At 65.2% G+C, this 24,396-nt stretch carries 18 protein-coding genes and 2 pseudogenes; 11 read left to right on the top strand and 9 right to left on the bottom strand.

Features of this window, described 5'->3' with window-relative positions:
- Positions 1-460: 460 nt before the first annotated feature.
- Positions 461-2,851 (bottom strand): ATP-dependent helicase, encoded by a 2,391-nt coding sequence (locus ACFDS3_RS03025; RefSeq protein ID WP_375260858.1) that lies wholly within the window; start codon positions 2,849-2,851, stop codon positions 461-463.
- 157 nt (positions 2,852-3,008) lie between these two features.
- Here ACFDS3_RS03025 and ACFDS3_RS03020 point away from each other — a divergent pair, with 157 nt between their 5' ends.
- From ACFDS3_RS03020 to ACFDS3_RS02985, 8 genes are all read left to right on the top strand, one after another.
- The gene (locus ACFDS3_RS03020) at positions 3,009-4,133 is read left to right on the top strand and encodes an alpha-hydroxy acid oxidase (protein WP_375260857.1); all 1,125 of its coding nucleotides are present in this window, start codon (positions 3,009-3,011) and stop codon (positions 4,131-4,133) included.
- A gap of 71 nt (positions 4,134-4,204) precedes the next feature.
- Positions 4,205-7,651, top strand: coding sequence for a pyruvate carboxylase (locus ACFDS3_RS03015; RefSeq protein ID WP_375260856.1), 3,447 nt, complete (start codon positions 4,205-4,207; stop codon positions 7,649-7,651).
- Positions 7,652-7,813: 162 nt separating this feature from the next.
- The gene (locus tag ACFDS3_RS03010; protein WP_375260855.1) at positions 7,814-8,080 is read left to right on the top strand and encodes a hypothetical protein; all 267 of its coding nucleotides are present in this window, start codon (positions 7,814-7,816) and stop codon (positions 8,078-8,080) included.
- 104 nt (positions 8,081-8,184) lie between these two features.
- On the top strand, positions 8,185-8,775 hold the full coding sequence (locus ACFDS3_RS03005; protein WP_375260854.1) for an exopolysaccharide biosynthesis protein: 591 nt from the start codon (positions 8,185-8,187) through the stop codon (positions 8,773-8,775).
- A gap of 90 nt (positions 8,776-8,865) precedes the next feature.
- The gene (locus tag ACFDS3_RS03000) at positions 8,866-10,452 is read left to right on the top strand and encodes an ABC transporter substrate-binding protein (protein ID WP_375260853.1); all 1,587 of its coding nucleotides are present in this window, start codon (positions 8,866-8,868) and stop codon (positions 10,450-10,452) included.
- Positions 10,453-10,512: 60 nt separating this feature from the next.
- The gene (locus ACFDS3_RS02995; protein WP_375260852.1) at positions 10,513-11,478 is read left to right on the top strand and encodes an ABC transporter permease; all 966 of its coding nucleotides are present in this window, start codon (positions 10,513-10,515) and stop codon (positions 11,476-11,478) included.
- Between the two features lie 77 nt (positions 11,479-11,555).
- Positions 11,556-12,452: an ABC transporter permease gene (locus ACFDS3_RS02990; RefSeq protein WP_375260908.1), complete on the top strand. Its 897-nt coding sequence runs from the start codon at positions 11,556-11,558 to the stop codon at positions 12,450-12,452.
- Complete coding sequence (locus tag ACFDS3_RS02985; protein ID WP_375260851.1) at positions 12,449-14,140, top strand: ABC transporter ATP-binding protein; 1,692 nt, start codon at positions 12,449-12,451, stop codon at positions 14,138-14,140. The genes ACFDS3_RS02990 and ACFDS3_RS02985 overlap by 4 nt, the downstream gene beginning before the upstream one ends.
- 62 nt (positions 14,141-14,202) lie before the next feature.
- Here ACFDS3_RS02985 and ACFDS3_RS02980 read toward each other — a convergent pair whose 3' ends face one another.
- Entirely contained in the window at positions 14,203-15,201 is a 999-nt protein-coding gene (locus ACFDS3_RS02980) for an ion channel (RefSeq protein WP_375260850.1), read from the bottom strand.
- Positions 15,202-15,608: 407 nt separating this feature from the next.
- Here ACFDS3_RS02980 and ACFDS3_RS02975 point away from each other — a divergent pair.
- Positions 15,609-16,651 (top strand): annotated as a pseudogene (locus tag ACFDS3_RS02975) (cytochrome-c peroxidase).
- A 146-nt stretch (positions 16,652-16,797) separates the two neighbouring features.
- On the opposite strand, the gene ACFDS3_RS02970 reads toward ACFDS3_RS02975, so the two are convergent.
- The 3 genes from ACFDS3_RS02970 to ACFDS3_RS02960 form a co-directional block, all read right to left on the bottom strand.
- Positions 16,798-17,778, bottom strand: coding sequence for a DNA topoisomerase IB (locus ACFDS3_RS02970; RefSeq protein WP_375260849.1), 981 nt, complete (start codon positions 17,776-17,778; stop codon positions 16,798-16,800).
- A 181-nt stretch (positions 17,779-17,959) separates the two neighbouring features.
- A complete protein-coding gene (locus ACFDS3_RS02965; protein ID WP_375260848.1) occupies positions 17,960-19,075 on the bottom strand; it encodes a S1C family serine protease in 1,116 nt (371 codons plus the stop codon).
- A gap of 567 nt (positions 19,076-19,642) precedes the next feature.
- Positions 19,643-19,810: a hypothetical protein gene (locus ACFDS3_RS02960; protein WP_375260847.1), complete on the bottom strand. Its 168-nt coding sequence runs from the start codon at positions 19,808-19,810 to the stop codon at positions 19,643-19,645.
- 765 nt (positions 19,811-20,575) lie between these two features.
- Here ACFDS3_RS02960 and ACFDS3_RS02955 point away from each other — a divergent pair.
- Positions 20,576-21,274 (top strand): spermidine synthase, encoded by a 699-nt coding sequence (locus ACFDS3_RS02955; protein ID WP_375260846.1) that lies wholly within the window; start codon positions 20,576-20,578, stop codon positions 21,272-21,274.
- A 25-nt stretch (positions 21,275-21,299) separates the two neighbouring features.
- Here ACFDS3_RS02955 and ACFDS3_RS02950 read toward each other — a convergent pair.
- A pseudogene (locus tag ACFDS3_RS02950) lies at positions 21,300-21,894 on the bottom strand (transposase).
- A 346-nt stretch (positions 21,895-22,240) separates the two neighbouring features.
- On the opposite strand from ACFDS3_RS02950, the gene ACFDS3_RS02945 reads away from it, so the two are divergent.
- Positions 22,241-22,372, top strand: a complete 132-nt coding sequence (locus ACFDS3_RS02945; RefSeq protein ID WP_375260845.1) for a hypothetical protein — start codon at positions 22,241-22,243, stop codon at positions 22,370-22,372.
- A 46-nt stretch (positions 22,373-22,418) separates the two neighbouring features.
- On the opposite strand, the gene ACFDS3_RS02940 is transcribed toward ACFDS3_RS02945, so the two are convergent.
- From ACFDS3_RS02940 to ACFDS3_RS02930, 3 genes are read right to left on the bottom strand one after another with little or no spacing between them, the layout of a single operon-like run.
- Positions 22,419-23,747, bottom strand: coding sequence for an alpha-amylase family glycosyl hydrolase (locus tag ACFDS3_RS02940; protein ID WP_375260844.1), 1,329 nt, complete (start codon positions 23,745-23,747; stop codon positions 22,419-22,421).
- 26 nt (positions 23,748-23,773) lie between these two features.
- Entirely contained in the window at positions 23,774-23,908 is a 135-nt protein-coding gene (locus ACFDS3_RS02935; RefSeq protein ID WP_375260907.1) for a hypothetical protein, read from the bottom strand.
- A complete protein-coding gene (locus ACFDS3_RS02930; protein ID WP_375260843.1) occupies positions 23,868-24,329 on the bottom strand; it encodes a sensor histidine kinase in 462 nt (153 codons plus the stop codon). The genes ACFDS3_RS02935 and ACFDS3_RS02930 overlap by 41 nt, the downstream gene beginning before the upstream one ends.
- Between the last annotated feature and the right edge of the window lie 67 nt (positions 24,330-24,396).

Here is a 24,396-nt window from a genome sequence, read left to right as displayed (position 1 = left end):
CCTCCTCCCGGACGTCGCCGCCATACGAGACATACGAGCGCCCACCTCCTCCCGGGTCCCTCGTATTCGGCGACGACACCGACCTCCTCCCCGGTGTCGTCGCCACGCTGAACACGCAGCGCCGACCTCCTCCCCGGTGCTGTGTTTCAGGCGGCGATACCCACCTCCTCCCGGGTATCGCCGCCGAACCTGACATACGGGCGCCGACCTCCTCCCCGGCGTACGTATCTGGCGGCGGCGCTCACCTCCTCCCGAGCGCTGCCGCCACAACGGACATGGAATGCGTGCCGCCCACCTCCTCCCGGGCGAGCGTATATGGCGGCGACGTTCCCCTCCTCCCGAACGTCGTCGCTGCAAAATTCGGATACGTTGCGCCGACCTCCTCCCCGGCGCACGTCAATGGCGGCGATACCCATCTCCTCCCGGGTATCGCCGCTTTTCTGTTTTCAGGCCGACAGTTTCAGAACGGCACGTCGCCCGCTTGCGCGGCTTCGACGAGAAACTTGCCTACGACTTTCTTGGCGCCTGCCTTGTCGAAGGCGACGTCGATCTTGTCCCCCTCGAATGCCGTGACGGTGCCGTAGCCGAACTTCTGGTGGAACACGCGGTCGCCTTCCGCGAAGGCCGAAATAGCCTCGGCATCCACGACCATGTTCCGCGATTCCCGCGGCTGGCTCATCGGGCGGTTCTGGCTGCGCGCCTGCATCCGCCGCCAGCCCGGCGAATTGTACACGTCCGCCCGGCTCGCCCGATCGTGCAGGTCGGACTGCTGGCTCGCCATGATCTGCGGGGAGGTGCTGGCCGCCATGCCGGCCGCTCCGTAGCCGCCGCCGTAAAGGCCCGGAGGCGTCAGCACCTCGACATGATCCTCCGGCAGTTCGTCGATGAATCGCGAGGGAAGTGACGACTGCCACTGGCCATAGACCCGCCGGTTCGCGGCGAAGGAGATCGTGCAGAGCTCTTCGGCGCGGGTGATGCCGACATAGGCCAGACGACGCTCTTCCTCGAGGCCCTTGAGCCCCGACTCGTCCATCGACCGTTGCGAGGGGAACAGCCCGTCCTCCCACCCCGGCAGGAATACGGCGGGAAATTCCAATCCCTTCGCCGCGTGCAGCGTCATGATCGACACCTTGGCACCCTCGGCCTCGCTCTCGTTATCCATGATGAGCGCAACGTGCTCGAGGAAACCCTGCAGGTTCTGGAATCCTTCGAGCGCCTTCACCAACTCCTTCAGGTTCTCCAGCCGCCCCGGTGCATCCGGGTCCTTCGCCTCTTGCCACATCGCGGTGTAGTCGGATTCGTCCAGGATTGCCTCGGCCAGCGCGATGTGATCGCCGTCGGGATCACGGACAGCGTCATGCCACCGGGCGATGCCTTCGACCAGCACGCGCAGTTCCGCACCGCCCTTGCCGCCAAGCCCCTTGTCCTGAAGCAGGATGCGCGCGCCGTCAACGAGGCTGACCCCGTTGTCCCGCGCGGCCATCTGGATCTTCTGCTGCGCCTTGTCGCCGAGACCCCGCTTGGGCGTATTCACGATCCGCTCGAACGCGAGATCGTCGTCGGGCGAGACGGCGAGCCGGAAATAGGCCATCGCGTCCCTGATCTCCATCCGCTCGTAAAAGCGCGGGCCGCCGATGACGCGATAGGGCAGCCCGATGGTCAGGAAGCGGTCCTCGAAGGTCCGCATCTGGTGCGACGCGCGCACGAGAATCGCCATCTCGTCCAGGCTGACAGGCCGCATCCGGCGGGTGCCCTTCGCCAGCGCCTCGATCTCTTCGCCCACCCAGCGGGCCTCTTCGTCACCGTCCCAATGGCCGATCAGCCGGACCTTCTCACCCTGGTCCTCGGCCGTCCAGAGCGTCTTGCCGAGCCGCCCCTTGTTCGCGTCTATGACCCCGGAAGCGGCGGCAAGGATATGGGGGGTGGAGCGATAGTTCTGCTCCAGCCGGACAACCTTTGCACCGGGGAAGTCGGTTTCGAACCTAAGGATGTTGCCGACCTCGGCCCCGCGCCAGCCATAGATCGATTGATCGTCATCGCCCACGCAGCAGATGTTCTTGTGCCCCTGCGCCAGCAGCCGCAGCCAGAGGTATTGGGCGACGTTCGTGTCCTGGTACTCGTCGACCAGGATGTAGCGGAACCGCTGCTGGTACTGATGCAGCACATCGGGATGTGCCTGAAAGATCGTCACCATGTGCAGCAGCAGGTCGCCGAAATCGACGGCGTTCAGCTCTTTCAGGCGCTGCTGATAGTAATCGTAAAGCTCGGTGCCGCGGTTGTTGAAGGCGCTCGCCTCGCTCGCCGGCACCTTGCTGGGCAGCAGAGCGCGGTTCTTCCAGCTGTCGATCAGGCCAAGAAGCATCCGGGGCGGCCAGCGCTTCTCGTCGATACCTTCGGCAACGATCAGTTGCTTGAGCAGCCGCAACTGGTCGTCCGTGTCGAGGATCGTGAAGTTGGACTTGAGGCCCGCCAATTCGGCGTGGCGGCGCAGCAGCTTGACGCAGATCGCGTGGAAGGTGCCGAGCCACGGCATTCCCTCGACCGTCTGACCCAGAAGGCGGCCGATGCGCTCCTTCATCTCACGCGCGGCCTTGTTGGTGAAGGTCACGGCAAGGATCTCGTTCGGGCGGGCGCGGCCCGTCGTCATGAGGTGCGCGATTCGCGCGGTCAGCGCGCGGGTCTTGCCCGTCCCTGCCCCCGCCAGCATCAGGACTGGACCGTCGAGCGTCTCGACCGCCTCGCGCTGCGCAGGGTTCAGACCATCCAGATAGGGCGCGGGACGTGCGGCAGCGGCGCGCTGCGACAGCGAAACGGCGGCATCGAACGCATCGGACTCGTCGTAATTATGCATGACCCCAACCTAGCGCTTCCGGTGACGGAAAGGAAGCACGACGTTCCGCATACGTTCTACGCTGTTCTTCACACGCGCGTCACGCTACGCAGAGGCATGATTATTCGCAGCATTGGCCGGAGCGATTATCGCGCATGCTGCCATCCGAGGGCGCGAGATGACGGACCTGGACGATCACTACCCCGCGCTGTCAGACCTCTACGACCGGGCGCGACGGCGGGTACCGCGATTCGTGTGGGAATACCTCGACAGCGCGACCGGCGGCGAAAGCGCCAAACATGCCAACACGGCGGCGCTCGACGCGATCTGCCTGACGCCGCGCATCCTGTCGCCGGTCGAGCCCGACCTGACCACGACCCTCATGGGGCGGAAATGGTCGCTGCCCGTCGGCATCGCGCCGGTGGGGATGTCCGGGCTGATCTGGCCAGGAGCCGAGGTCGAGCTTGCCCGCGCGGCCGCTCGCGCCGGCATCCCCTACTGTTTGTCCACCGTTGCCGCCGCCACCCCGGAAGAGGTCGGCTCCGCAACGGCCGACCACGGTTGGTTCCAGCTCTATCCGCCGCGGGATCCCGGCATCCGCCGCGACATGCTGTCCCGCGCGCGGAATAGCGGGTTCAAGACGCTGATCCTGACGGCCGATGTGGGCACGCCGTCGCGGCGCGAACGCCAACGGCGCGCGCGGCTGACCAACCCGATGCGCCTGACCCCCCACATCGTGGCGCAGGCGGCGCTGTGTCCAGCCTGGTCGTTTGCCACGCTTCGCTCTGGCACCCCCCGCCTCAGGACGCTGGAGCCCTATGCGCATGGCGGCGCTGGCGGGACCACGGGGCATATCGGTTACCAGCTCCGCGTCTCGCCGGATCGCGCGTATCTCGAGGCGCTGCGGGCCGAATGGGACGGGCCGCTGGTGGTGAAAGGCGTGCTGCATCCCGATGACGCCGCGTCGCTTGATGGGATTGCCGACGCAGTCTGGGTGTCGAATCACGGCGGGCGCCAGTTCGACGCCGCGCCAGCCGCCGCCCGCGCCCTCCCGGCCATCCGTGCCGCTTTGCCTGATATGCCGCTGATCGCCGATGGAGGCGTGCGGTCGGGCACCGACGTGCTGCGCCTGATCGCCCTTGGTGCGGACATGGTCATGCTGGGGCGGGCATTCCACCACGGGTATGCGGCGCTTGGACCCGCGGGGATCGACCACGCCATCCATATCCTGCGCACGGGGATGCTCGCCGACATGGGCCAGCTTGCCATCGTCACCCCGCCCGAGGTGCGCGCCCGCCTCTAGGGGTTCGATGGACAGTGCGGCGGCCGCGCACTATCGTTTCGCTGCAACTGCGAAATGAGAGCTTTTCGACCATGACCGATTTCAAGAAGATCCTCATCGCCAACCGGGGCGAGATCGCGATCCGCGTCATGCGCGCGGCAAATGAACTCGGCAAGCGGACGGTCGCGATCTATGCGGACGAGGACAAGCTTTCGCTGCACCGTTTCAAGGCCGACGAGGCCTACCGGATCGGCGAAGGGATGGGTCCGGTCCAGGCCTACCTGTCGATCCCCGAGATCATCCGCGTTGCCCGAGAATGCGGCGCCGATGCGATCCATCCTGGCTATGGCCTGCTGTCAGAAAACCCCGACTTCGTCGACGCCTGCCGCGAAGCCGGAATCACCTTTATCGGCCCCAAGGCCGAAACGATGCGCAAGCTGGGGGACAAGGCTTCGGCCCGGCGCGTCGCGATCGAGGCGGGCGTGCCGGTCGTTCCCGCCTCCGAAGTGCTGACGGGCGACATGGACGCTGCGCGCGCCGCCGCCGAAGAGATCGGCTATCCGCTGATGCTGAAAGCCTCGTGGGGCGGTGGCGGTCGCGGGATGCGCGCGATCCTCGGCCCCGACGAGCTGGAAGAGAAGGTGCGCGAGGGCCGGCGCGAGGCAGAGGCCGCCTTCGGCAACGGCGAGGGCTATCTGGAAAAGATGATCCAGCGCGCCCGCCACGTCGAGGTGCAGATCCTCGGCGACAGCCAAGGCCACATCTATCACCTGTGGGAGCGTGACTGCTCGGTCCAGCGCCGCAACCAGAAGGTCGTGGAGCGTGCCCCCGCCCCCTACCTGTCCAGCGCGCAGCGCGAGCGGATCTGCAACCTTGGCAAGAAGATCGCCGAGCATGTGGGCTACGAGTGCGCCGGCACCATCGAGTTCCTGATGGATATGGACACGGGCGAGTTCTACTTCATCGAGGTGAATCCCCGCGTCCAGGTCGAACACACCGTGACCGAGGAAGTCACCGGCATCGACATCGTCCGCGCGCAGATCCTCATCGCCGAGGGCAAGTCGCTGATGGAGGCCACCGGGACGGCCAGCCAGTACGACGTCGAACTGTCGGGCCACGCGATCCAGTGCCGGATCACCTCGGAAGACCCGACCAACAACTTCATCCCCGATTACGGCCGCATCACCGCCTATCGCGGTGCGACCGGCATGGGCATCCGCCTCGACGGCGGCACGGCCTATTCGGGCGCCGTCATCACCCGCTACTATGACTCGCTGCTGGAAAAGGTCACCGCCTGGGCCCCCACCCCCGAGGCCGCGATCGCCCGTATGGACCGGGCCCTGCGCGAGTTCCGCATCCGCGGCGTCAGCACGAATATCGACTTCGTCATCAACCTGCTGCGGCACCCGACCTTCGTGAACAACGAATACCACACCAAGTTCATCGACCAGACGCCCGAGTTGTTCGACTTCGCGCCGCGCCGCGACCGGGCGACGAAGCTTCTGACCTACATCGCCGACATCACCGTGAACGGTCACCCCGAGACCGAAGGCCGCGCCCTGCCACCGGCCGAGGCCAAGGCTCCCGTCGCGCCGCGCCTTCGCACGAACGGCCCGGCGTCGGGCACGCGCCAGATCCTCGACGATTTCGGGCCGCAGGCAGTGGCCGACTGGCTGGCCGATCAGCCGCAGCTGCTGATTACCGACACCACCATGCGCGACGGGCACCAGTCGCTGCTGGCCACAAGGATGCGCGGGATCGACATGATCCGCGTCGCGCCGACCTATGCTCATAACCTGCCCGAGCTCTTCAGCCTCGAATGCTGGGGCGGCGCGACCTTCGACGTGGCCTACCGCTTCCTGCAGGAATCCCCGTGGGAGCGGCTGCGCGGCATCCGCGAGCGGGTGCCAAACATCATGACGCAGATGCTGCTGCGCGGGTCGAACGGGGTCGGCTACACGAACTATCCCGACAACGTGGTGCAGGGCTTCGTCAAGCAGGCGGCGATCAGCGGGATCGACGTCTTCCGCGTGTTCGACAGCCTCAACTGGGTCGAGAACATGCGCGTCGCGATGGACGCCGTGATCGAGCAGAACAAGGTCTGCGAAGGCACCGTCTGCTATACCGGGGACCTGCGCGATCCGAACCGCGCGAAATACGACCTCGACTACTACGTCCGCACGGCGAAAGAGCTGAAGGCGGCCGGCGCACATATCCTGGGTGTCAAGGACATGGCGGGCCTGATGAAGCCGGGTGCCGCGCGGATCCTGTTCAAGGCGCTGAAGGAAGAGGTCGGCCTGCCGATCCACTTCCACACCCACGACACCGCCGGCATTGCGAGCGGGACGATCCTTGCCGCGTCTGACGCCGGTGTCGATGCGGTGGACTGCGCCATGGACGCGCTGTCGGGCAACACCTCGCAGGCAACGCTCGGCACCGTGGTCGAGGCGCTGGCCGGGTCCGAGCGGGACACCGGCCTCGATATTGACGCGATCCGCGAGATCTCGAACTATTGGGAAGGCGTGCGCAACCACTACGCCGCTTTTGAGTCGGGCATGCAGGCCCCCGCGTCCGAAGTCTACCTGCACGAGATGCCGGGCGGGCAGTTCACTAACCTCAAGACGCAGGCGCGATCGATGGGGCTGGAGGATCGCTGGCACGAAGTCGCGCACACCTATGCCGCGGTGAACCAGATGTTCGGCGATATCGTGAAGGTGACGCCCTCGTCCAAGGTGGTCGGTGACATGGCCCTGATGATGGTGGCACAGGGCCTGACACGCGAGCAGGTCGAGGACCCGAAGACCGAGGTCACGTTCCCCGATTCGGTGGTCGACATGATGCGCGGCGCGCTCGGCCATCCGCCGGGGGGCTGGCCCGAGACGATCCAGAAGAAGATCCTTAAGGGCGAAAAGCCGATGGAGGACCGCCCGGGCAAGTACCTCAAGCCCGTGGATCTCGAAGCCGCGCGCGCCGAGGCCTCCGAGAAATGCGGCGGGGTCGAGATCGATGACGAGGATCTGTTCGGCTACCTCATGTATCCCAAGGTCTATGTCGATTACCGCAAGCGGCACGAGGAATACGGCCCCGTCCGCACCCTGCCCACGCCCACCTTCTTCTACGGGATGGAGCCAGGGCAGGAGATCTCGGCCGAGATCGACCCCGGCAAGACGCTCGAGATTCGGTGCCAGGCCATGGGCGAGATCACCGAGGACGGGCTGGTCCGCGTCTTCTTCGAGCTGAACGGCCAGCCCCGCGTGACGCGCGTGCCGAACCGAAAGCTGGCCGGTGGCGCCGCGGCCAAACCCAAGGCCGAAACCGGCAATCCGGCCCATGTGGGCGCGCCGATGCCCGGCGTCGTCGCCTCGATCGCAATCGAGGCCGGCAAGGCGGTCAAGCAGGGCGACATGCTCCTGACCATCGAGGCGATGAAGATGGAAACCGGCCTGCACGCCGACCGCGACGGTGTCATCAAGGCCGTCCATGTGACGCCCGGCTCGCAGATCGACGCAAAGGACCTGCTGGTCGAGTACGAAGGCTGAGCGATGGACCGGCGGCGCAAACCTTGTGCCGTCGGAACTCGTCCCGGCGAAGGGAGCACCCGGCTCGATTGCACTCAGTCCGGTAGAGCATCAGATCCAAAGCCTTTCGGGAACGACTGTTCGCGCCGGTCGTTTGAAGGACGACTTCATAAGGATCAGACAATGGCTCAGAGCACGACAGACCACGACACGATACGCAAATGGGCAGAGGGCAAAGACGGCAAGCCCGCGGCCGTGGACAGCACTCACTCCGGCGACGACGTGGGCATCGTCCGCATCATGTTTCCGGACGCGCCGAATTCCGAGCACGACTCGCTCGTCGAGATCTCCTGGGACGAGTTCTTTGAGGAGTTCGAGAAGCGCAAGCTTGCCCTCATCTACGAAGAGGACAGCATGTTTTCAAAGATCGTCAGTCGGGACAGCGTCTGAATCCAAAGCGGCCGGACCGGGCTCCGGTTCGGATGGATCGGGCGAATCCTGTGTGAGACGCAGTCAACACGCGTGCGGGCGCTTGGCTGGACTTGAGGTGATACATGGCAAAGCAACGAACCCACGCCCTGAGCGACGTCCTGGACCAGCTCGAGTCCGCGACGCACGGCGACAGCATCAGAGTTCAGGAGGTGATCGAGAAGCTCGGTCACCGGTCCTTCGCTTCGCTGATGCTGGTCTTCTCGCTCATCTCGACGTCCCCGGCGAGCGCGATCCCCGGCATCACGTCGATCGTGGCTGCAATCGTCTTCATCCTCGTCGTGCAGATGATCATCGGCCGCGACTGTGTGTGGCTGCCTGCCTTCATCACCCGCCGGCGGATGTCGACCGCCAAGCTTTGCAAGGGGATCGGATGGCTACGCAAGCCGGTTCACTTCGTGGAGAGATTCCTGAAGGTGCGCATGACGTTCCTCTTTCACCGGCCTTGGCTCTGGCTGCCGCTCATCGCCATCCTCGGGCTGACAATTTTCATGCCGCTGATGGAGATCATTCCGACATCGGGCTCCATCGCGTCTGCGGTGATCGCACTCTTCGCGGCAGGGCTGCTGACGCGCGACGGCAGGGTCGTCGTGCTGTCGCTCATCCTGCTTCTCGCCGTCCCGATATCGGTCTGGTATTTCGGTTTCCGCGGCTGACCGACCCGGTTGTGCGGCGGACGGCGCCCTTCGGGCTTGAACAGCGTCACGCGCCGGTTAGCTCTCATCCCGACAGCCAGGGAGTTGACCATGAAATTCGCGAGTACCGGGCTCACAGCCCTTCTGCTGGCCTCCGTGGCCGTGCCTGCCTCGGCCGAGACGCTCCGTTGGGCGCGCGCGGGCGACGCGCTGACACTTGATCCGCACGCCCAGAACGAAGGGCCGACACATACGCTCAACCACCAGATCTACGAGCCGCTGGTGCTGCGCGACGAAGAGGGGACACTGGTCCCGGCGCTCGCCACCGACTGGCATGTCAGCGAAGACAATCCGAACGTCTGGGTGTTCGAACTGCGCGAGGGCGTGACCTTCCACGACGGCGCAGAGTTCACGGCCGATGATGTCGTGTTCAGCCTGAACCGTGCCATGACAGAGGACAGCGACATGAAGGAGCTGCTGTCGAGCGTGAAGGAAGTTCGGGCCGCCGACACCTACCGGGTCGAGATCGAGACCGAGGGCCCGAACCCGATCATGCCCGCGAACCTGACCAACATGTTCATCATGGATCAGGAATGGGCAGAGGCGAACGACGCCGTCGAGGTGCAGGATTACGAAGGCGGCGAGGACACCTACGCCGCAAGCAATGCCAACGGGACCGGCGCCTACAGGCTCGTGAGCCGCGAAGCCGATGTCCGCACCGTGCTGGAGCAGAACGAGGAGTATTGGGGCGCGGACCAGTTCCCGATGGACGTGACCCGGATCGAATACACGCCGATCCAGAACCCCGCGACGCGCGTCGCGGCACTTCTGTCGGGCGAGGTGGACTTCATCCAGGATGTCCCGGTGCAGGATCTGGGGCGGGTCAGCCAGGCGCAGGGTCTTGAAGTCGAGACCGCGCCGCAGAACCGGACGATCTTCTTCGGACTGAACGTCGGCGCCGACGACCTGCAGACCGACAACATCGAGGGCGAGAATCCGCTGGCAAACAGGCAGGTCCGCGAGGCCATGAACCTCGCCATCAACCGCGATGCGATCCGTCAGGTCGTGATGCGCGACCAGTCGATCCCGGCCGGCGTCATCGCGCCGCCGTTCGTGAACGGCTGGACGGAAGAGCTCGACCAGATCTCGACGGACGTGGACCGCGCAAAGGCGCTGATGGAAGAGGCCGGCTACGGTGACGGGTTCTCCATCCAGCTCGACTGCCCCAACGACCGCTACGTGAACGACGAGGCGATCTGCCAGGCCGCGGTGGGGATGCTGGCGCAGATCGGGATCACGGTGAACCTAGACACCAAGCCCAAGGCCCAGCATTTCCCCCTGATCACCGGCTTCACCGGGGACGAGACCGACTTCTACCTGGTCGGCTGGGGCGTTCCGACCTTCGACAGCGCCTACATCTTCGACTATCTCGTCCATTCCCGCGACGAGGAATACGGGTCGTGGAACGCGACCGGCTACTCGAACCCCGAGCTTGATGCCAAGATCGAGGGGCTGGCGTCCGAAACCGACCTCGAGGCGCGCAACCAGGCGATCGCCGAGATCTGGGAGGTGGTCCAGGACGAGACGATGTACCTGCCGCTGCACCACCAGGTCCTAAACTGGGGCATGACGGACAATATCGACGTGCCGGTCGACCCCGAGGACCAGCCGAAATTCAAGCGTTTCGCGCTGAACTGAGGCTGTCGGTCGGCCCCCATCCGCGGGGGCCGGCCGTCCGGGTGAAGAAAGAAGCAGCCCATGATCGGCTACATCCTCCGGCGGGTCTTCCAGTCGCTCCTCGTCCTTCTCGTGGTGGGGCTGGTTGCATTTTCGATGTTCCGCTTCGTGGGCGACCCGATCGAGAACATGCTGGGCCAGGAGCGTACCCAAGCCGACGTGGAGAGATTGCGCGAGACGCTGGGCCTCGATCAACCGTTCCCGGTCCAATACTGGCGCTTCTTGCAGAACGCCGCGCAGGGTGACTTCGGCATGTCCTACCGGCAGGGGCGGCCTGTCGCCGACATCCTGATGGAGCGCGCTCCGGCGACGCTTGAACTCGCGGCGGTGTCGGGTTTCCTCGCGGTCAGCCTCGGCATCATCCTGGGCGTCTTTACCGCCATCAGGCGCGGCGGCTGGGCTGCGGGCACGATCATGACCCTCAGCCTGATCGGGGTGTCGCTGCCGACATTCCTGATCGGGATCCTGTTGATCTACGTCTTCTCGGTCGAACTGGGGTGGCTTCCCTCCTTCGGGCGGGGCGAGGTCGTGCGCATCGGCGACTGGTGGACCACGGGCTTTCTGACGCAATCGGGCCTTGCGGCGCTGATCCTGCCGTCGATCACCCTTGGCCTTTACCAGCTGACGCTGATCATGCGGCTGGTGCGATCCGAGATGATGGAGGTCCTGCGCCAGGACTACATCCGTTTCGCCCGCGCCCGCGGCTTGCCAGAGCGCAAGGTGAACTTCCGCCACGCCCTCAGGAACACGCTGGTGCCGGTCATCACCGTGACGGGCCTGCAGCTGGGATCGATCATAGCCTTCGCGATCATCACAGAAACCGTCTTCCAGTGGCCCGGCGTCGGCTTGCTGTTCATCAACGCGATCCAGTTCGTCGACATCCCCGTCATGGCCGCCTACCTGATGCTGATCTCGGTCATGTTCGTGGGCATAAACCTGATCGTCGACCTGCTCTACGTCGCCATAGACCCGAGGCTGCGCACGTGATCGTTCCCGCCGGCAGCAACACGCGCCAGACAGAAGCCGAGGTCGTGGCCGAGCGTCCGCCGGGCCGCATCACCCGCATGTGGCATAGCGACCTCGGCTGGAGCTTCCGCCGCTCGCCTGTCGCGATGCTGGCCGCAGCGGTCGTGCTGCTTCTGGTCCTCAGCGCCCTCTTCGCACCGTGGATTGCGCCGCACGATCCCTTCGATCCGGGCTCGCTCAACCTCATGAACGGGTTCACCCCGCCGATGGAGCCGAATGCCTTCACGGGCGAGGTCTTCTGGCTGGGCGCCGACGATCAGGGGCGGGACGTGTTCTCGACCATCCTGTTCGGGATGCGGATCTCGCTCTTCGTTGGCGCGGCGGCCGTGGGCCTCGCGATGTTCATCGGCATCCTTCTGGGGCTTCTGGCGGGATATGCCGGGGGGCTGGTCGATGCCGCGATCATGCGGGCCGCCGACGTGCAATTGACCTTTCCGGCGATCCTCGTGGCGATGTTGATCTTCGGGATTGCGAAAGGGATCACGCCTGTCGAATACCGGGACCAGATGGCGATCTGGGTGCTGATCCTCGCCATCGGCCTGTCGGACTGGGTGCAGTTCGCGCGGGTCGTGCGGTCGGCCACGATGGTCGAACGGTCCAAGGAATACGTGCAGGCGGCCCAGCTTATCGGGCGGTCGCGCAGCGCGATCATGCTGCGTCACATCCTGCCGAACGTCCTGTCGCCGGTTCTGGTGATCGCCACGATCTCGCTCGCGCTGGCGATCATCGCCGAGGCAACGCTGTCGTTCCTGGGCGTCGGGGCTCCTCCGACGCAACCATCGCTGGGCACCCTGATCCGCATCGGCCAAGGGTTCCTGTTCTCGGGCGAGTGGTGGATCCTCGCCTTCCCGGCGGCCACGCTGCTGGCGCTTGCCCTGTCGGTCAACCTGCTGGGCGACTGGCTGCGCGACGCCCTGAACCCGAGGCTGAAATGAGCCTGCTCGAGCTTCACGACCTCTCGGTCGTCTACCCGAGCCGCCGCGGCCTTCTCGAGGCGGTGAGCGAGGCCGATCTCGCGATCGAGCCGGGGCAGATTCACGGGCTCGTCGGCGAAAGCGGTGCCGGAAAGTCCACGGTGGGTGCTGCGATCATGGGGCTCATCGACCCGCCGGGCGGCATCTCGGGCGGGACCATCCGGTTCCGGGGCGACACGATCTCGGCCTTCGACGCGCGCGCGATGCGGCGGCTGCGCGGTTCTGGCATCTCGATGATCTTCCAGGACCCGCTGACGGCGCTGAACCCGCTGCTGACGGTCGGAGACCAGATCGTCGAGACCATGCGCCAGCACCTCGACCTGTCGCAATCCGAGGCCGAGGACCGCGCGCGGGACCTTCTTGCCCGGGTCGGCATTCCCGACCCGAAGACCCGGATCGACCAGTATCCGCACCAGTTCTCGGGCGGGATGCGCCAGCGCGTGGTGATCGCCCTCGCCCTCTGCTCCGAGCCCGAGGTCATCATCGCGGACGAGCCGACGACCGCGCTCGACGTGTCGATCCAGGCGCAGATCCTCGAACTGCTCCGCGACCTCGCGCGCGAAAGGCAGGTGGGCATCCTGCTGGTGACCCACGACATGGGCGTCATCGCCGAGGTCACCGATGTCGTCACTGTCATGTACAAGGGACGCGTCGTCGAATCCGGGCCGACGGCGAAGATCCTTGGACAGCCGGATCACCCTTACACGCAGGCGCTGATCGCGGCCGTTCCCCGCCCCGACAAGAAGATGCACCGCTTCCCGCTGATCGCCTATGGCGGCGGTCTGCCCCGGATCGACGTGAACGAGCTGGGAGGCGGCTGGACGGCCCCCGACACCGACGGCCCGCTGGTCGAGCTTCGGGGCATCACGAAGCGTTTCCTCGAACGGGGCAGCATCATCCCCTCTCGCCGCCGCCATTTCACGGCCGTGGACGACGTCAGCTTCGACATCCGGACAGGCGAAGTCTTTGGCCTCGTCGGCGAAAGCGGCTCGGGCAAGTCGACTATCGCACGGATGATCGCGGCGCTCTATCCGCTGGACGGCGGCGAGGTGCGCTTCGACGGCACGCCGGTGCACAAGGGTGCCGACCGCGCGACACTCGACCTGTATCGCCGGCAGATCCAGATGATCTTCCAGGACCCGTTCTCGAGCCTCAATCCCAGGATGCGCGTTGCGGACATCGTGGCGGAACCCCTGCGGCACCTGGCGGGCCTGTCCGGACGCGACGTGCGGAAGCGGGTCGACGGCCTTCTCGACGGGGTGGGCCTCGGCACCGCAGCGGGCCCGCGCTATCCGCACGAGTTCTCGGGCGGACAGCGGCAGCGCATCTCGATCGCGCGAGCTCTTGCGACGCGCCCGCGCTTCCTGATCTGCGACGAACCGACCTCGGCTCTGGACGTCTCGATCCAGGCGCAGATTCTCAACGTCCTGAAGGACCTCCAGGAAGAGCTGAACCTGACGATGCTGTTCATCAGCCACGACCTGCCCGTGGTGCGGCAGATGTGCGACCGGATCGGCGTCCTCAAAGACGGCCGCCTCGTCGAGCTTGCCGAGACCGAAACCCTGTTCCGCGCGCCCCAGCACCCCTATACGCAAGAGCTTCTTCGCCTCATGCCCAAGTTCGCGGGGCCTGACACAGAGCTCGGCTGACGATCTGGAAAGAGGCCGCAAGACCCGGCCAACACGACCATCAGGCCCGTTGGTCGGCGATCTCACGTCCTTGTAGCGTCCCAGCTCCAGCCGTTGTTCCTGACCAGTCCCAGCATCTTTTTGCGCCTCTCGCAGAGGTCCCGCACACTCAGCAGGAACTCCTCTTCGGGAAGGGTCGGAATGCCGGCGCGCGCCACGCCCGACAAGTTCAGATCCGGCGGCGGTTCGGGGGCGGGTTCGATCAAGGCGGGGGGGAGCGTGTCGAGAAGGCTCCGAACGGCAGCGCGCGCCGAGCGAAGGACGGCGCGGCTCGGCCGCTGTTCGGGCGGAACGCCGTACCGGATGAGCGTGAGCGCATCATCGAAGAGGGCCGCCGCGACCATCGGCGACTTCTCGGGACGAGCCGGGTGGTAGTACTGGAGCAGAGGATAGGTCCGGTATTGCTCGGAAACCTGCGTCAGCTGCGAGCCGATCGCGCTCAGAGGAAGATCAAGGTCGTGGAGGTCGCGCCCATTCCAGCCGGACTCGACGATCTCTTCCGCCGTTCGCCCTAGGCCGCTGACCTGGCTGGCGAACGCCCTTTTCTGAACCACGGCCGAAATGATTGACAGGACGTAGGTGATGGACAGCGTAGCGAGCAGCAGGCCCGTCAGGTTCGTCAGGACCGCCATGATCTGCCACGCGTCACCGTTGGGGACGTAATCTCCAAGACCGGCCGTGAAGAGAAGGTAGCCGACGCAATAGAAGCGTGCAGGCCAGTCAGCCGGCGTGCTGGTGCTCGCGTGCATGATCGAGCGCTCATCCCCGCTGAAGATCAGGGTCCAGCCGAGCCACAGCATCGTTATCCAAAGGAAGACTATGATCGACAGGAGAAACGGGCCAACCACGCTCAGCGCCCGGTGACGTTCGCCGCACCAGGACTGTGCGCGCCTCCAGCACCACGCAGCGACGCGGGAGGATACGGGGCCGGCGCTGTTGTCGATCCAGAGCGTGGTCGAAAGCGCGTCCAGGAACACGAGGATGACGAGAGCGGCACCGATCAGAACGCAAAGCACATTCACCAGGCACCTCCGCTGCCCAGTGCCCCGGGCGCTCCGACAGACCCGCAGAGCGTGCCATTGTTCCTCTGACTATCCTGCATGCCGCACCTTCCGTCTTTCGGACCGTCAACGCCGCATGGCCATCCCGGTTCATCAGGAGGTTTCCGCCGCGCCAAGCCGCCGTCGCCTGGACCCTCATGTCCGAGCAACTCAATCAGGCGGCGGGCACCGGCGGGGGATCGGCGTCAGTCGCAAGTCTCTCCCGTCTTCGGCACCGGTTGCAGGATGCTGACGCGCACTGTTCGGCGGAAGGCCTTTTCCTTGATAGAGGAACCGGGCGGGCTGCGAAGCGTCAGGAAAGCTGTTGATGGAGCGCAGCTTGAGGATCAGGGCGGAACTCAGTTCCCATAGAACAACAGGTTTTCCCGATGAGACTTTTCGCAGCTGCCCTCGCAATCGCGACGTCCGCTGGCGTCGCCGCTCAGGCTGATGAGCTACAGGATCTGGCGCTGGAGTTTTTCCAGCCCCTGCCCTCGACCATCCCTGCCGTGTCGAACAAGCGCATCACGCCCGATAAGGTCGAGCTTGGGAAGGCGCTGTTCTTCGACCCGCGCATGTCTTCGTCTGGCGTCTTCAGCTGTGCGTCTTGCCACAACCTCGCCACGGGCGGGGACGACAACATGCTGACGTCGATCGGGCACGGCTGGCAGCGGGGCCGCGGAACGCTCCGACGGTCCTGAACTCGGTTCTGAACGCGGCGCAGTTCTGGGACGATCGTGCCGCTGACCTGATGGAGCAGGCCCAAGAACCCATTCAGGCCGAGGTCGAAATGGCAAACACGCCCGACAACGTCGTCGCGATGCTGGAGTCGATGCCACAATACGGCGAGTGGTTCCAGAATGCCTTTCCCGCGGAAGAGGAGCCGGTCACGTTCGAGAACATGGCTCGCGCGATCGAAGCCTTCGAGGCGACGCTCCTCACGCCTGCTCCTTTCGACGCCGATCTCAACGGTGAGGTGGAAGCTCTGACGGGCGACCAGAAGGCGGGCCTCCAGCTCTTTATCGACAAGGGCTGTGTCGCCTGCCATGCCGGCGTCAATGTGGGCGGTCACGGCTACTATCCCTTCGGCCTCGTCGAGCGGCCGGGCGCAGAAATCCTGCCGGCCAATGTCAAGGATCGCTACGCAGTGACGGCGACGGTCGATGACGAGTACGTTTTCCGCGCCGCACCATTGCGCAACGTGGCCGTGACGGCACCTTGTTTCCACTCGGGCGTGGTCTGGGATCCGAAGCCGGCTGTCGAGATCATGGCAGAGAGCCAGTTCGGTGAAGATGTGACGGACCAGGAGGCCGACCAGATCGTCGCGTTTCTGGAGACGCTCACCGGTGAGGTCTCGGACGTCACGCTGCCCGTCCTTCCGCCTGAGACAGAGTCCACCCCCCGTCCGACAAGCGAGGTTTTTCGCGACTGAGCCCGTCGCTATGGGCAAGGGAGGGACCTGCGATACAATGCCACGACCAGATCCCACGATGGCGGGAGAGGGTCATGCGTGAGCTGCTGATCTCTCCGCCTCCCCATGCAAAGGCGCCATGAAGCGAACCGCGCTCTGATCGACAACTACGGCGACAGGAACCCGAGGAGTGTTCGCTCGCCGACGCGAAGCCCCCTGTGCTCGACCGCGTCCTGCGCGAGGCGCTGACGTTCGGGCAGAGGCGTGTCGGCGAGATCGATCACATCGGGATGGATGTAGCTGTTCCGCGCGATTGTCGGCGTGTTTCCAAGCGTCTCTGCGGCGGCCTCGGCCATCGCCTTGATCGTCAGAGTCTCGTCCTTCATTGCGGTTTCCATCGCGGCGACCGTGCCGTTCCAGGTGCGGAAGGTCTTGGCCGTGTAACCATCCTCGCCCGTGATATCATGCAGCAGCTCGTTCACCTGCGTCGACGTCACCTCGTGCGTCTTGCCAAAGTCGTCGACCCAGCTCACGAAAGTGGCGCCCGGCAGATCGTCGAGCCGGTGAAGCACCTGGGCCAATCGCTTGTCCCGCAGCGTTCGCCGGATCTGCGCGCCGCCCTTGCCGCGGTAGTCGAGGCGCAGGCTGTCCTGCGTCAGTTCCACGTGGCGCGGGCGCAAGGTGGTGGCTCCATACGCACCGTGCCTGGCGTTTTCGGCGTGCCCGACGCGCAGCGACAGCCGGTCGATCATTGCCAGAACGGCCGCGATCGCGAAGGAGCGGTCTCCGGCGTCGTTATGAAGATCGCGGCGGATGCGGCGGCGAATGGCGGGAAGATGGGTGCCGAACGACGGCAGGTCGGCATACTTGCGCCGCGCGCGATAGGCGGTCCAGTTCTCGTGATAGCGGTATTGCTTGCGGCCCTTCGCGTCGCGCCCCGTGGCCTGAAGATGGCCATCCGGGCGGGGGCAGATCCATACATCCGTATAGGCCGGGGGTACCGCCAGAGCGTTGAGCCGGTCGCGCTCGGCCCTGCGGGCAATGCGCGTGCCGTCGGGCGCGATGTACGTCCAGCCGCGGCCGGCCCGCCTGCGGGTTATGCCGGGGTAGCTGTCAGGGTAATAAACCAGGTCGGGGATGCGCGTCATGGTCACCCTAAACCAGCGGGTGCGACGACAGGTTCCGCGGGAAACAGTCATGCCGTCAATCGTGCGCTGAAACGGGGCGCAGACAGTGCTCGGCGCACATCTTCGGGAGGCGCTTGACCCGTTGCTCCCCGGTTCGTCGCGATGCGAACAGCCCCCGCGGACGCTTTTCCGTCGCCGTCGGCTACCGGCCCGGATCAAGAGTGACTTGGGCCGTGTGTCGCTGGCCGTTTCGAACGTAGGCCACCTCGACTTCGCTGCCCGCCTCATGGGCGTCAAGGGCGCCCAGCAGCTCTTCGGTCGTGGTGACCGGCACGCCATCCAGCCCGACTATGATGTCGCCCGGCACCAGGCGACCGTCAGCGGTGATACGCGCCGGCTGAAGTCCGATTTCCTCCGCCGCTGAACCGGCTCTTACCGCCAGCACAAGAACCCCGTTGAAACCTTGGCGCCGCGCCAATTCGTTGATCCGCTGGTCGAACTCGATCCCGAGTTCCGGCGGCGTGTAGCGGCCGTTCTCGATCAGTTGCGGCACGACGCGGTTCACCACATCGACAGGGACGGCAAAGCCAATCCCCGCACTACCACCTGACGGGCTGTAGATCGCCGTGTTGACCCCGATCAACCGTCCCGCGCTGTCCAGGAGCGGACCTCCCGAGTTGCCGGGATTGATCGCGGCGTCAGTCTGGATCAGTCCCCGCAGTCCGCTGCCGCCCGCCGCCGGCAGCTCGCGATCCAGCGCCGAGACAACGCCCGTGGTCAGTGTCCAGTCCAGCCCGAACGGATTGCCGATGGCCAAGACTTTCTGCCCGACCTGTATGTCTGCGCTCCTCCCGACGGGGAGCGGCGGCACCTCTCCGCCCTCAATCCTGAGAACGGCGAGGTCGTGGGTCAGATCGGTGCCAACCAGCTGCGCACGATGGGTCTCGCCATCGGCAAGCTGGACCATGGCGCTGTCGGCCCCCGCGATGACGTGGTTATTCGTGATGATGTGTCCCTGCGCGTCCCACACGAAGCCCGATCCGCTCCCCTGCGGCACGTCGGCGGAGCGCCTGCTCCAAGGATCGATGATCCGCGATGAGGTGGTGATGAAAACGACGCTTTCGCGTGCCGCATGAAAGGTCTCGACCACCGAGCGTTCATCCGCCGGCAGGTCGGTGCGAGGAACGACCGCCCGCGGCTGAGCCGGGGGCACGAGAAAGCTCTCCACGATTTCGGGACCGCTTTGCCAGGCAATGCCGACGAAGATCGCCGCGAGCGATGACAGGAGAAGTCGGGAGTGGAAGCGTCGATCGTCCATCGTTTTCGCCGTTGTTGTTCTGCCGTCGGCACGGGAGCCGATCACCATGTCGCACCGCGCCCGAGTCGCGGATACCGCATAGCTCCGTTCGGGCTAAGGGGCATTATGATCCGTCCGCTGCGCCATCAGCGCACTTACATCCCGGCCATGCATCCTTAGGGTCTCTGGATCCGGGTGTCTGTCTTTTCGATCGAGCACTCTCCTTGGGCTCCACCTTGTCCCGGAGCCGTTGGAGGTAGTTCACAGATGATGGAGTGACTCTCGGGTCGTTCTACCCGCGGCGAGACTGACTCCAGGTCTTCCAGCTTGCGGCGGCAAGAGGCGCACCCCAAGGTTTCGTGCATGGTAGCCGATGTACGGCACCCTGTGCGACTGCAGATTGCATGTCAAACGGACTGTCACAGGCTAGGCGGCTGAAGAAGTATGTGTCCGCAAGCAGCAAGCTTCGTCATCGTCGAAGCCTTCGTGGACTCGAAGATCTGTCCGCCGCACAAGCTCCGAACCCAAGGACGCGCCGCCCGCGCGGCGTTCGCGCCAGATCGCCGGACGGGCGATTCCTGGGCAAGCTCAAGGTCCGCCGGCGACCGAGCCCGCGACGACCATGACGATGGCATCCACGTCTATCGGCCCGTGGACGACCACGCTGTCGCCCTCCTGCCGAACCTCGAGATCGTCGCGTCCCTCCGCCTGACGCTTCATTTCATCGATGATCGCCGCCCTGAGCTGCTCTTCCATGCCGGTCCCTTTCTTGCCGCTTCCGTGCCATCCGCAGAACGGACGGATCACATAGTTACTGCAGGCAGAATGATCGGAGAGCGCGTTCGTTCCTCAGCGCGCACTCGCGCCCCGACCGCACTTTCGCATCACCGGCGAAGATGAGACGGATGCCCCACGCGCGCTCCAGGTGGTCCCGTCACAGGACGAACCGAACATACCTAGTCAAGCTTGATGACTGAGCGGTATGCCCTCAGGCGGCGGTTTGGGGTAGAATGATCCATTCGGAACTGTCGCCGTCAGGTTCAGCGCGCGGGGCACCACCCATTACCCGCGTGGGAAGGACCCGATCCTGACGCTATACGCAGCAGATGGGCAGACGCAGTGCCGAAGCGGGAGCGCACCGATCAAGCAGGAAGAGTCCATGGGCAACATGCATGAAAGAAATGAACTGAATGAGCATTGAAAGTCGCGGGTGACGTCCCAGATTGCTCGCGCCGGCTGCGGCGGAGCTTGCGCCCCCGCTCCACTCCAGCACTCAACGGATACCTCGCGCAAACGTTGAGTTCCTCAAGATCGTCTGGATGGTGCGCACACTGCCGCCGACCGTATGGTTGCCTTAGATCCGCAAAATGCTGACCCATGCGGCGCCTGATCGCCCGGAGGCCATCACTTAGCCGGCGCGTCATGCACATTGCGGGCTCCGCGGCGTGCTTGTGAGGTACGAGGTCCTTCAACTGCCATCGTCGATCGGGTACGCGACAGGCCAACTCAAAGGTCTTCTCCATGCTCCCCTGGATTCATTTGGCGACGGCAACCACGCCGGAAGGCGATACCCTCAGGCTCCTGCGGCGGGGGGAGGAGTTCTCGATCCGCCTCGAAGGCGGGAACGAGTTGATGAACAGCCGGCTCGGCGGATCGGAAGAGGCGCTTGCCACGCTGGCCTTCGACCACTTGGGCGGGCGCCCCGCGCCACGCGTTCTGATCGGCGGCCTCGGCATGGGCTTCACGCTCCGCGCCGCGCAAGGGGCCGCCCCCCCGGATGCGCGCCTGGTCGTGTCCGAGATCGTGCCTGAACTGGTGGACTGGGCAACGCAGCACATGGCGACCGTCTTCGAGGACTGCCTCGCCGATCCGCGGGTCGAGGTGCGGACGGGGGATGTCGCGCAGATGATAGGCGAGGCGGCAGGCGCGTTCGACGCCATCCTGCTCGACGTCGACAACGGCCCTAATGGCCTCACGCGGGCCGAGAACGATGTGCTCTATGGCGAGGCGGGGTTGCGCGCGGCACGACGGGCGCTCAGCGCCGGTGGCGTGCTTGCCATCTGGTCCGCCGCGCCGGATGCCGGATTCTCCAGACGGCTGTCGAAATGTGGCTTTTACGCAACCGCGCATACCGTCCGCGCCGGCCGGACAAAGCGGGGTGCCCGCCACACCATCTGGATCGCCTTCCAATCTGCGCTCACGTCCGTCAAGCTGGTGTAATGTCCCGGATGGCCTGAGGGCATGATCAGGCGGCTTTTGTTGTTATGCTGAGAAGGGGGTCGATCTCCTCCTTGTCGATCTGAGCGAAGGCCTCGACCATCATGTAGCGGCTCGAGGTCTGCCATGCGTCATTCTGCTCGAACAGCACCGCGCCGATCAGGCGCATGAGGGAGGCTGCGTTCGGAAAGATCCCGACGATATCGGCGCGGCGCTTCACCTCCTGGTTCAGCCGATCGATCGGGGGTGCCGTGCAGCTTTGTCCGGTGCTGACGCGGGAAGGTCATGTATGCCAGCACGTCGTGCTCGCTGGCGTCCATGAGATCCGCCAGCTTGGGCTTGGGCTTCGGCCACCTTGCGCCATGTCGTGCTTCGAGCAAGCCCGGAAAACAGCTCCCCTGCCGCAGCTTCGGCACCCGCAGCTTCGGCGTGCCCGGACGGGTATCGAGCGCGCGATCGCGATACCCGTTTCTTCAGGTCGTGCGCTCTTTGCTGCGCGCGTGCCTGCCCGCGCCGATCAGGCCTTCGACATCGGCCTCCATGATCAGTTGAAGGACAGCCTCGGCGATGCTGCGAAGAAAGCCGCCGTGATCGGGCTTGGCCAGAAGCTCGGACAGGTCCATGACCGTCCTGGTCACCGGGGTCTCCGCGTGGTCCGTGGTTGAAGTCGCCAAACTCCACCTCGACCATACACTTCGATGGCCGCCCGGGATCGCACCGTTGTCGGCGCTGAAATTACACCAGCTCCTCGGACGCTACCAAATCCGCCTGACGTCGCACCGCATCGGAACATCTTGTGAGCGAGCCTGCCGCATCATAGATTGGCAAGGCGCGCAGCGACCGTGAGCCGGCGATGCACGCACCTCATCGAGATCATCGCCCTGACGCAGGTCAGGCAACCCTGGTTTTCCTGAGAGACGGCCCGTTCGGCATGTCGCCGGACGCGGAATGTAATTGCGTGAGGTCGTGATGGGAAAAGGCAACAACAGACGCGGAAACAAGGAAATCAAGAAGCCGAAGCAGGAAAAGCCGAAGGCTCCTGTTTTCGCCGGTGCCGGGATCATCAATTCGGTTCTTCCCGGCCAGAAGAAGAACAAGTAACCGCGCCAGCGGGCGGGCCGTGTCCGCCCGCCCAATCCTGCGCCTACTAGGTAGACAGGATCGCCCAGCCATGTGCTGGAATGGCGATCTGCGCGTCCTGGCGCTCTGCCTGCATCAGGTCTCCACCTCCTGCCTCGATCCGTCCCGCCGCGGAGACAGGCAGCGTCACCGCCTCGTCGGCGAGGTTGAGGCAAAGAAGCAGCCGCTCCGCATCCTGCGCGACCGAAAACACCAGGTGCTCGTTCGTGAGGTGGAGGATTTCGGCTCGGGCACGATGCAGCCACGGATGCCGCCGCCGCAATCGGATCAACTGCCGGTGCAGGTCGAACACCTGCGCGTCCCCGGCCTCGAAATCGTCCGGCGTCGGGGGAAAGACCGGCCGCACTGCGTCGTCCCCGCCCACCCGGTCCTCCTTTGCACCCCTGAAGCCCTGCTCATCGCCGTAATAGACCGACGGCGTGCCCCCGCAGGTGAAGAGGATCGCGAGGGCGTGCGGCAGGTGCCGGTCGTCCGCAAGCAGACTGGCGATGCGTGTCACGTCGTGGTTGCCCACGAAGGTGAGCGGCACGAAGGTGTCGAGGAACGCGTTGTGACGCTCGAGCGCGTGAGACAACTCGAACAGGTTCCGGTCGTTCAACGAGCTCCAGATCGCCTTCCAGAGCTCGTACTGCGTGACCGCGTCCACGCCTGTGTCGCGGACGAAGGCGGTATAGTCGCCGTGGATCAGCTCGCCGAAGATGTAGGCGTCCGGATGCGCGGACCGCACGCGCGGCAGGACCTTCGCCCAGAACTGCGCCGGAACGGCATAGGCCGCGTCGAGCCGCCAGCCATCGGCTCCACGGTCGAGCCAGTGGGTCATGACCGTGGCGACATACTCGACGACTGCAGGGGTGCCGTGGGCGAGGGTGACGAGGTGTCGGTGCCCCTCGAAACAGGCATGGTCCGGCTCGGCGCCCGGAGCCGTGCCGCGCGGCCAGGTCAGCTGGAACCACGAGGCGTGTTCGGCCTCTGGCCCAGCCTGGAGGACTTCCTGGAATGCAGGGTGCATCTGCCCGACGTGATTGAACACCCCGTCGAGGACTACCTGAAGACCGCGGGAATGAGCGGCCTCGATCAGCGCATCGAAGTCCGAGTCGTCGCCCAGGCGCGGGTCGATCCGGAAGTGATCGGCTGTATCGTAGCCGTGCGTCGACGAGGCAAAGATCGGGCCCAGGGCGAGCCCCGAGACACCCAGCTCGACCGCATAGTCCATCCATAAGTTCAACTGGCCCAGCCGGTGCACGATCGGGCCGTCGAACGATCCCTTCGTCTCTGCGCCCACGAAGCCGAGCGGGTAGACATGCCACCAGATCGCGTTTTCTGACGATGTCGACATCGCTTCCCCCTCTTCTCTCGTCTGGCTCAGATCGAAGGCTTTGCGGCCGTCTGCGGTTCCCCAGCTGAGCGGTCCGTGTGAACCAAAGGCATCTTCATGGTAAAACTGATGGTCCCGCTTTCAGACACCGCGGTCAGCGTGCCGCCATGCGCCTTCGCAATCTCGGACGCGATATAGAGCCCAAGGCCCAGGCCTTTCCCGCCCGCGGCAGGCTGACCGCGTGAAGGGCTTGAAGAGCGAGCGCATGATCCGCTTTGGAATCGGCTTGCCGGCGTTCGTGACCGAGACGACGAAGTGCCCGTCCTCCTCGGCCGCCCTCACATGGATCGGTGCGCCCCGCGTACCGTGCGTGACGGCATTACCCAGTAGATTCGACAGCAACTGCCCCATGCGCTGCCGGTCGCAGGGCAGAGCGCCGCAATCCAGTTCCGCAAGGATCTCGCGACCAGAGGCTGTCTCGATCTCGGAGATGACCTGCTGGAACCCCGTCTTCATGTCGGCCCCGGGGTCGATCCGGACCGGGATCCCGCCGCCAAGCCGCCCGCGGGCAAGATCCAGAAGGTCGCGCACAAGGTCGTCCATGCGGACAGGCCTCTAGGCCCTGGACTCATAACCAGAAGATGACGGTAGCGGCGAGGGCGATGGCCGA

This window comes from Palleronia sp., assembly GCF_042089775.1.
Lineage (GTDB): Bacteria > Pseudomonadota > Alphaproteobacteria > Rhodobacterales > Rhodobacteraceae > Palleronia.
Note: the sequence above shows the minus strand (reverse complement) of the source record. Positions and strands in the feature narration are given on the sequence as shown.

Excerpts from the sequence above, each read along its gene's own strand:
- ACFDS3_RS03025 (WP_375260858.1), bottom strand. The coding sequence starts at position 2,851 with ATGCATAATTACGACGAGTCCGATGCGTTCGATGCCGCCGTTTCGCTG.
- ACFDS3_RS03020 (WP_375260857.1), top strand. The coding sequence starts at position 3,009 with ATGACGGACCTGGACGATCACTACCCCGCGCTGTCAGACCTCTACGAC.
- ACFDS3_RS03015 (WP_375260856.1), top strand. The coding sequence starts at position 4,205 with ATGACCGATTTCAAGAAGATCCTCATCGCCAACCGGGGCGAGATCGCG.
- ACFDS3_RS03010 (WP_375260855.1), top strand. The coding sequence starts at position 7,814 with ATGGCTCAGAGCACGACAGACCACGACACGATACGCAAATGGGCAGAG.
- ACFDS3_RS03005 (WP_375260854.1), top strand. The coding sequence starts at position 8,185 with ATGGCAAAGCAACGAACCCACGCCCTGAGCGACGTCCTGGACCAGCTC.
- ACFDS3_RS03000 (WP_375260853.1), top strand. The coding sequence starts at position 8,866 with ATGAAATTCGCGAGTACCGGGCTCACAGCCCTTCTGCTGGCCTCCGTG.
- ACFDS3_RS02995 (WP_375260852.1), top strand. The coding sequence starts at position 10,513 with ATGATCGGCTACATCCTCCGGCGGGTCTTCCAGTCGCTCCTCGTCCTT.
- ACFDS3_RS02990 (WP_375260908.1), top strand. The coding sequence starts at position 11,556 with ATGTGGCATAGCGACCTCGGCTGGAGCTTCCGCCGCTCGCCTGTCGCG.
- ACFDS3_RS02985 (WP_375260851.1), top strand. The coding sequence starts at position 12,449 with ATGAGCCTGCTCGAGCTTCACGACCTCTCGGTCGTCTACCCGAGCCGC.
- ACFDS3_RS02970 (WP_375260849.1), bottom strand. The coding sequence starts at position 17,778 with ATGACGCGCATCCCCGACCTGGTTTATTACCCTGACAGCTACCCCGGC.
- ACFDS3_RS02965 (WP_375260848.1), bottom strand. The coding sequence starts at position 19,075 with ATGGACGATCGACGCTTCCACTCCCGACTTCTCCTGTCATCGCTCGCG.
- ACFDS3_RS02960 (WP_375260847.1), bottom strand. The coding sequence starts at position 19,810 with ATGGAAGAGCAGCTCAGGGCGGCGATCATCGATGAAATGAAGCGTCAG.
- ACFDS3_RS02955 (WP_375260846.1), top strand. The coding sequence starts at position 20,576 with ATGCTCCCCTGGATTCATTTGGCGACGGCAACCACGCCGGAAGGCGAT.
- ACFDS3_RS02945 (WP_375260845.1), top strand. The coding sequence starts at position 22,241 with ATGGGAAAAGGCAACAACAGACGCGGAAACAAGGAAATCAAGAAGCCG.
- ACFDS3_RS02940 (WP_375260844.1), bottom strand. The coding sequence starts at position 23,747 with ATGTCGACATCGTCAGAAAACGCGATCTGGTGGCATGTCTACCCGCTC.
- ACFDS3_RS02930 (WP_375260843.1), bottom strand. The coding sequence starts at position 24,329 with ATGGACGACCTTGTGCGCGACCTTCTGGATCTTGCCCGCGGGCGGCTT.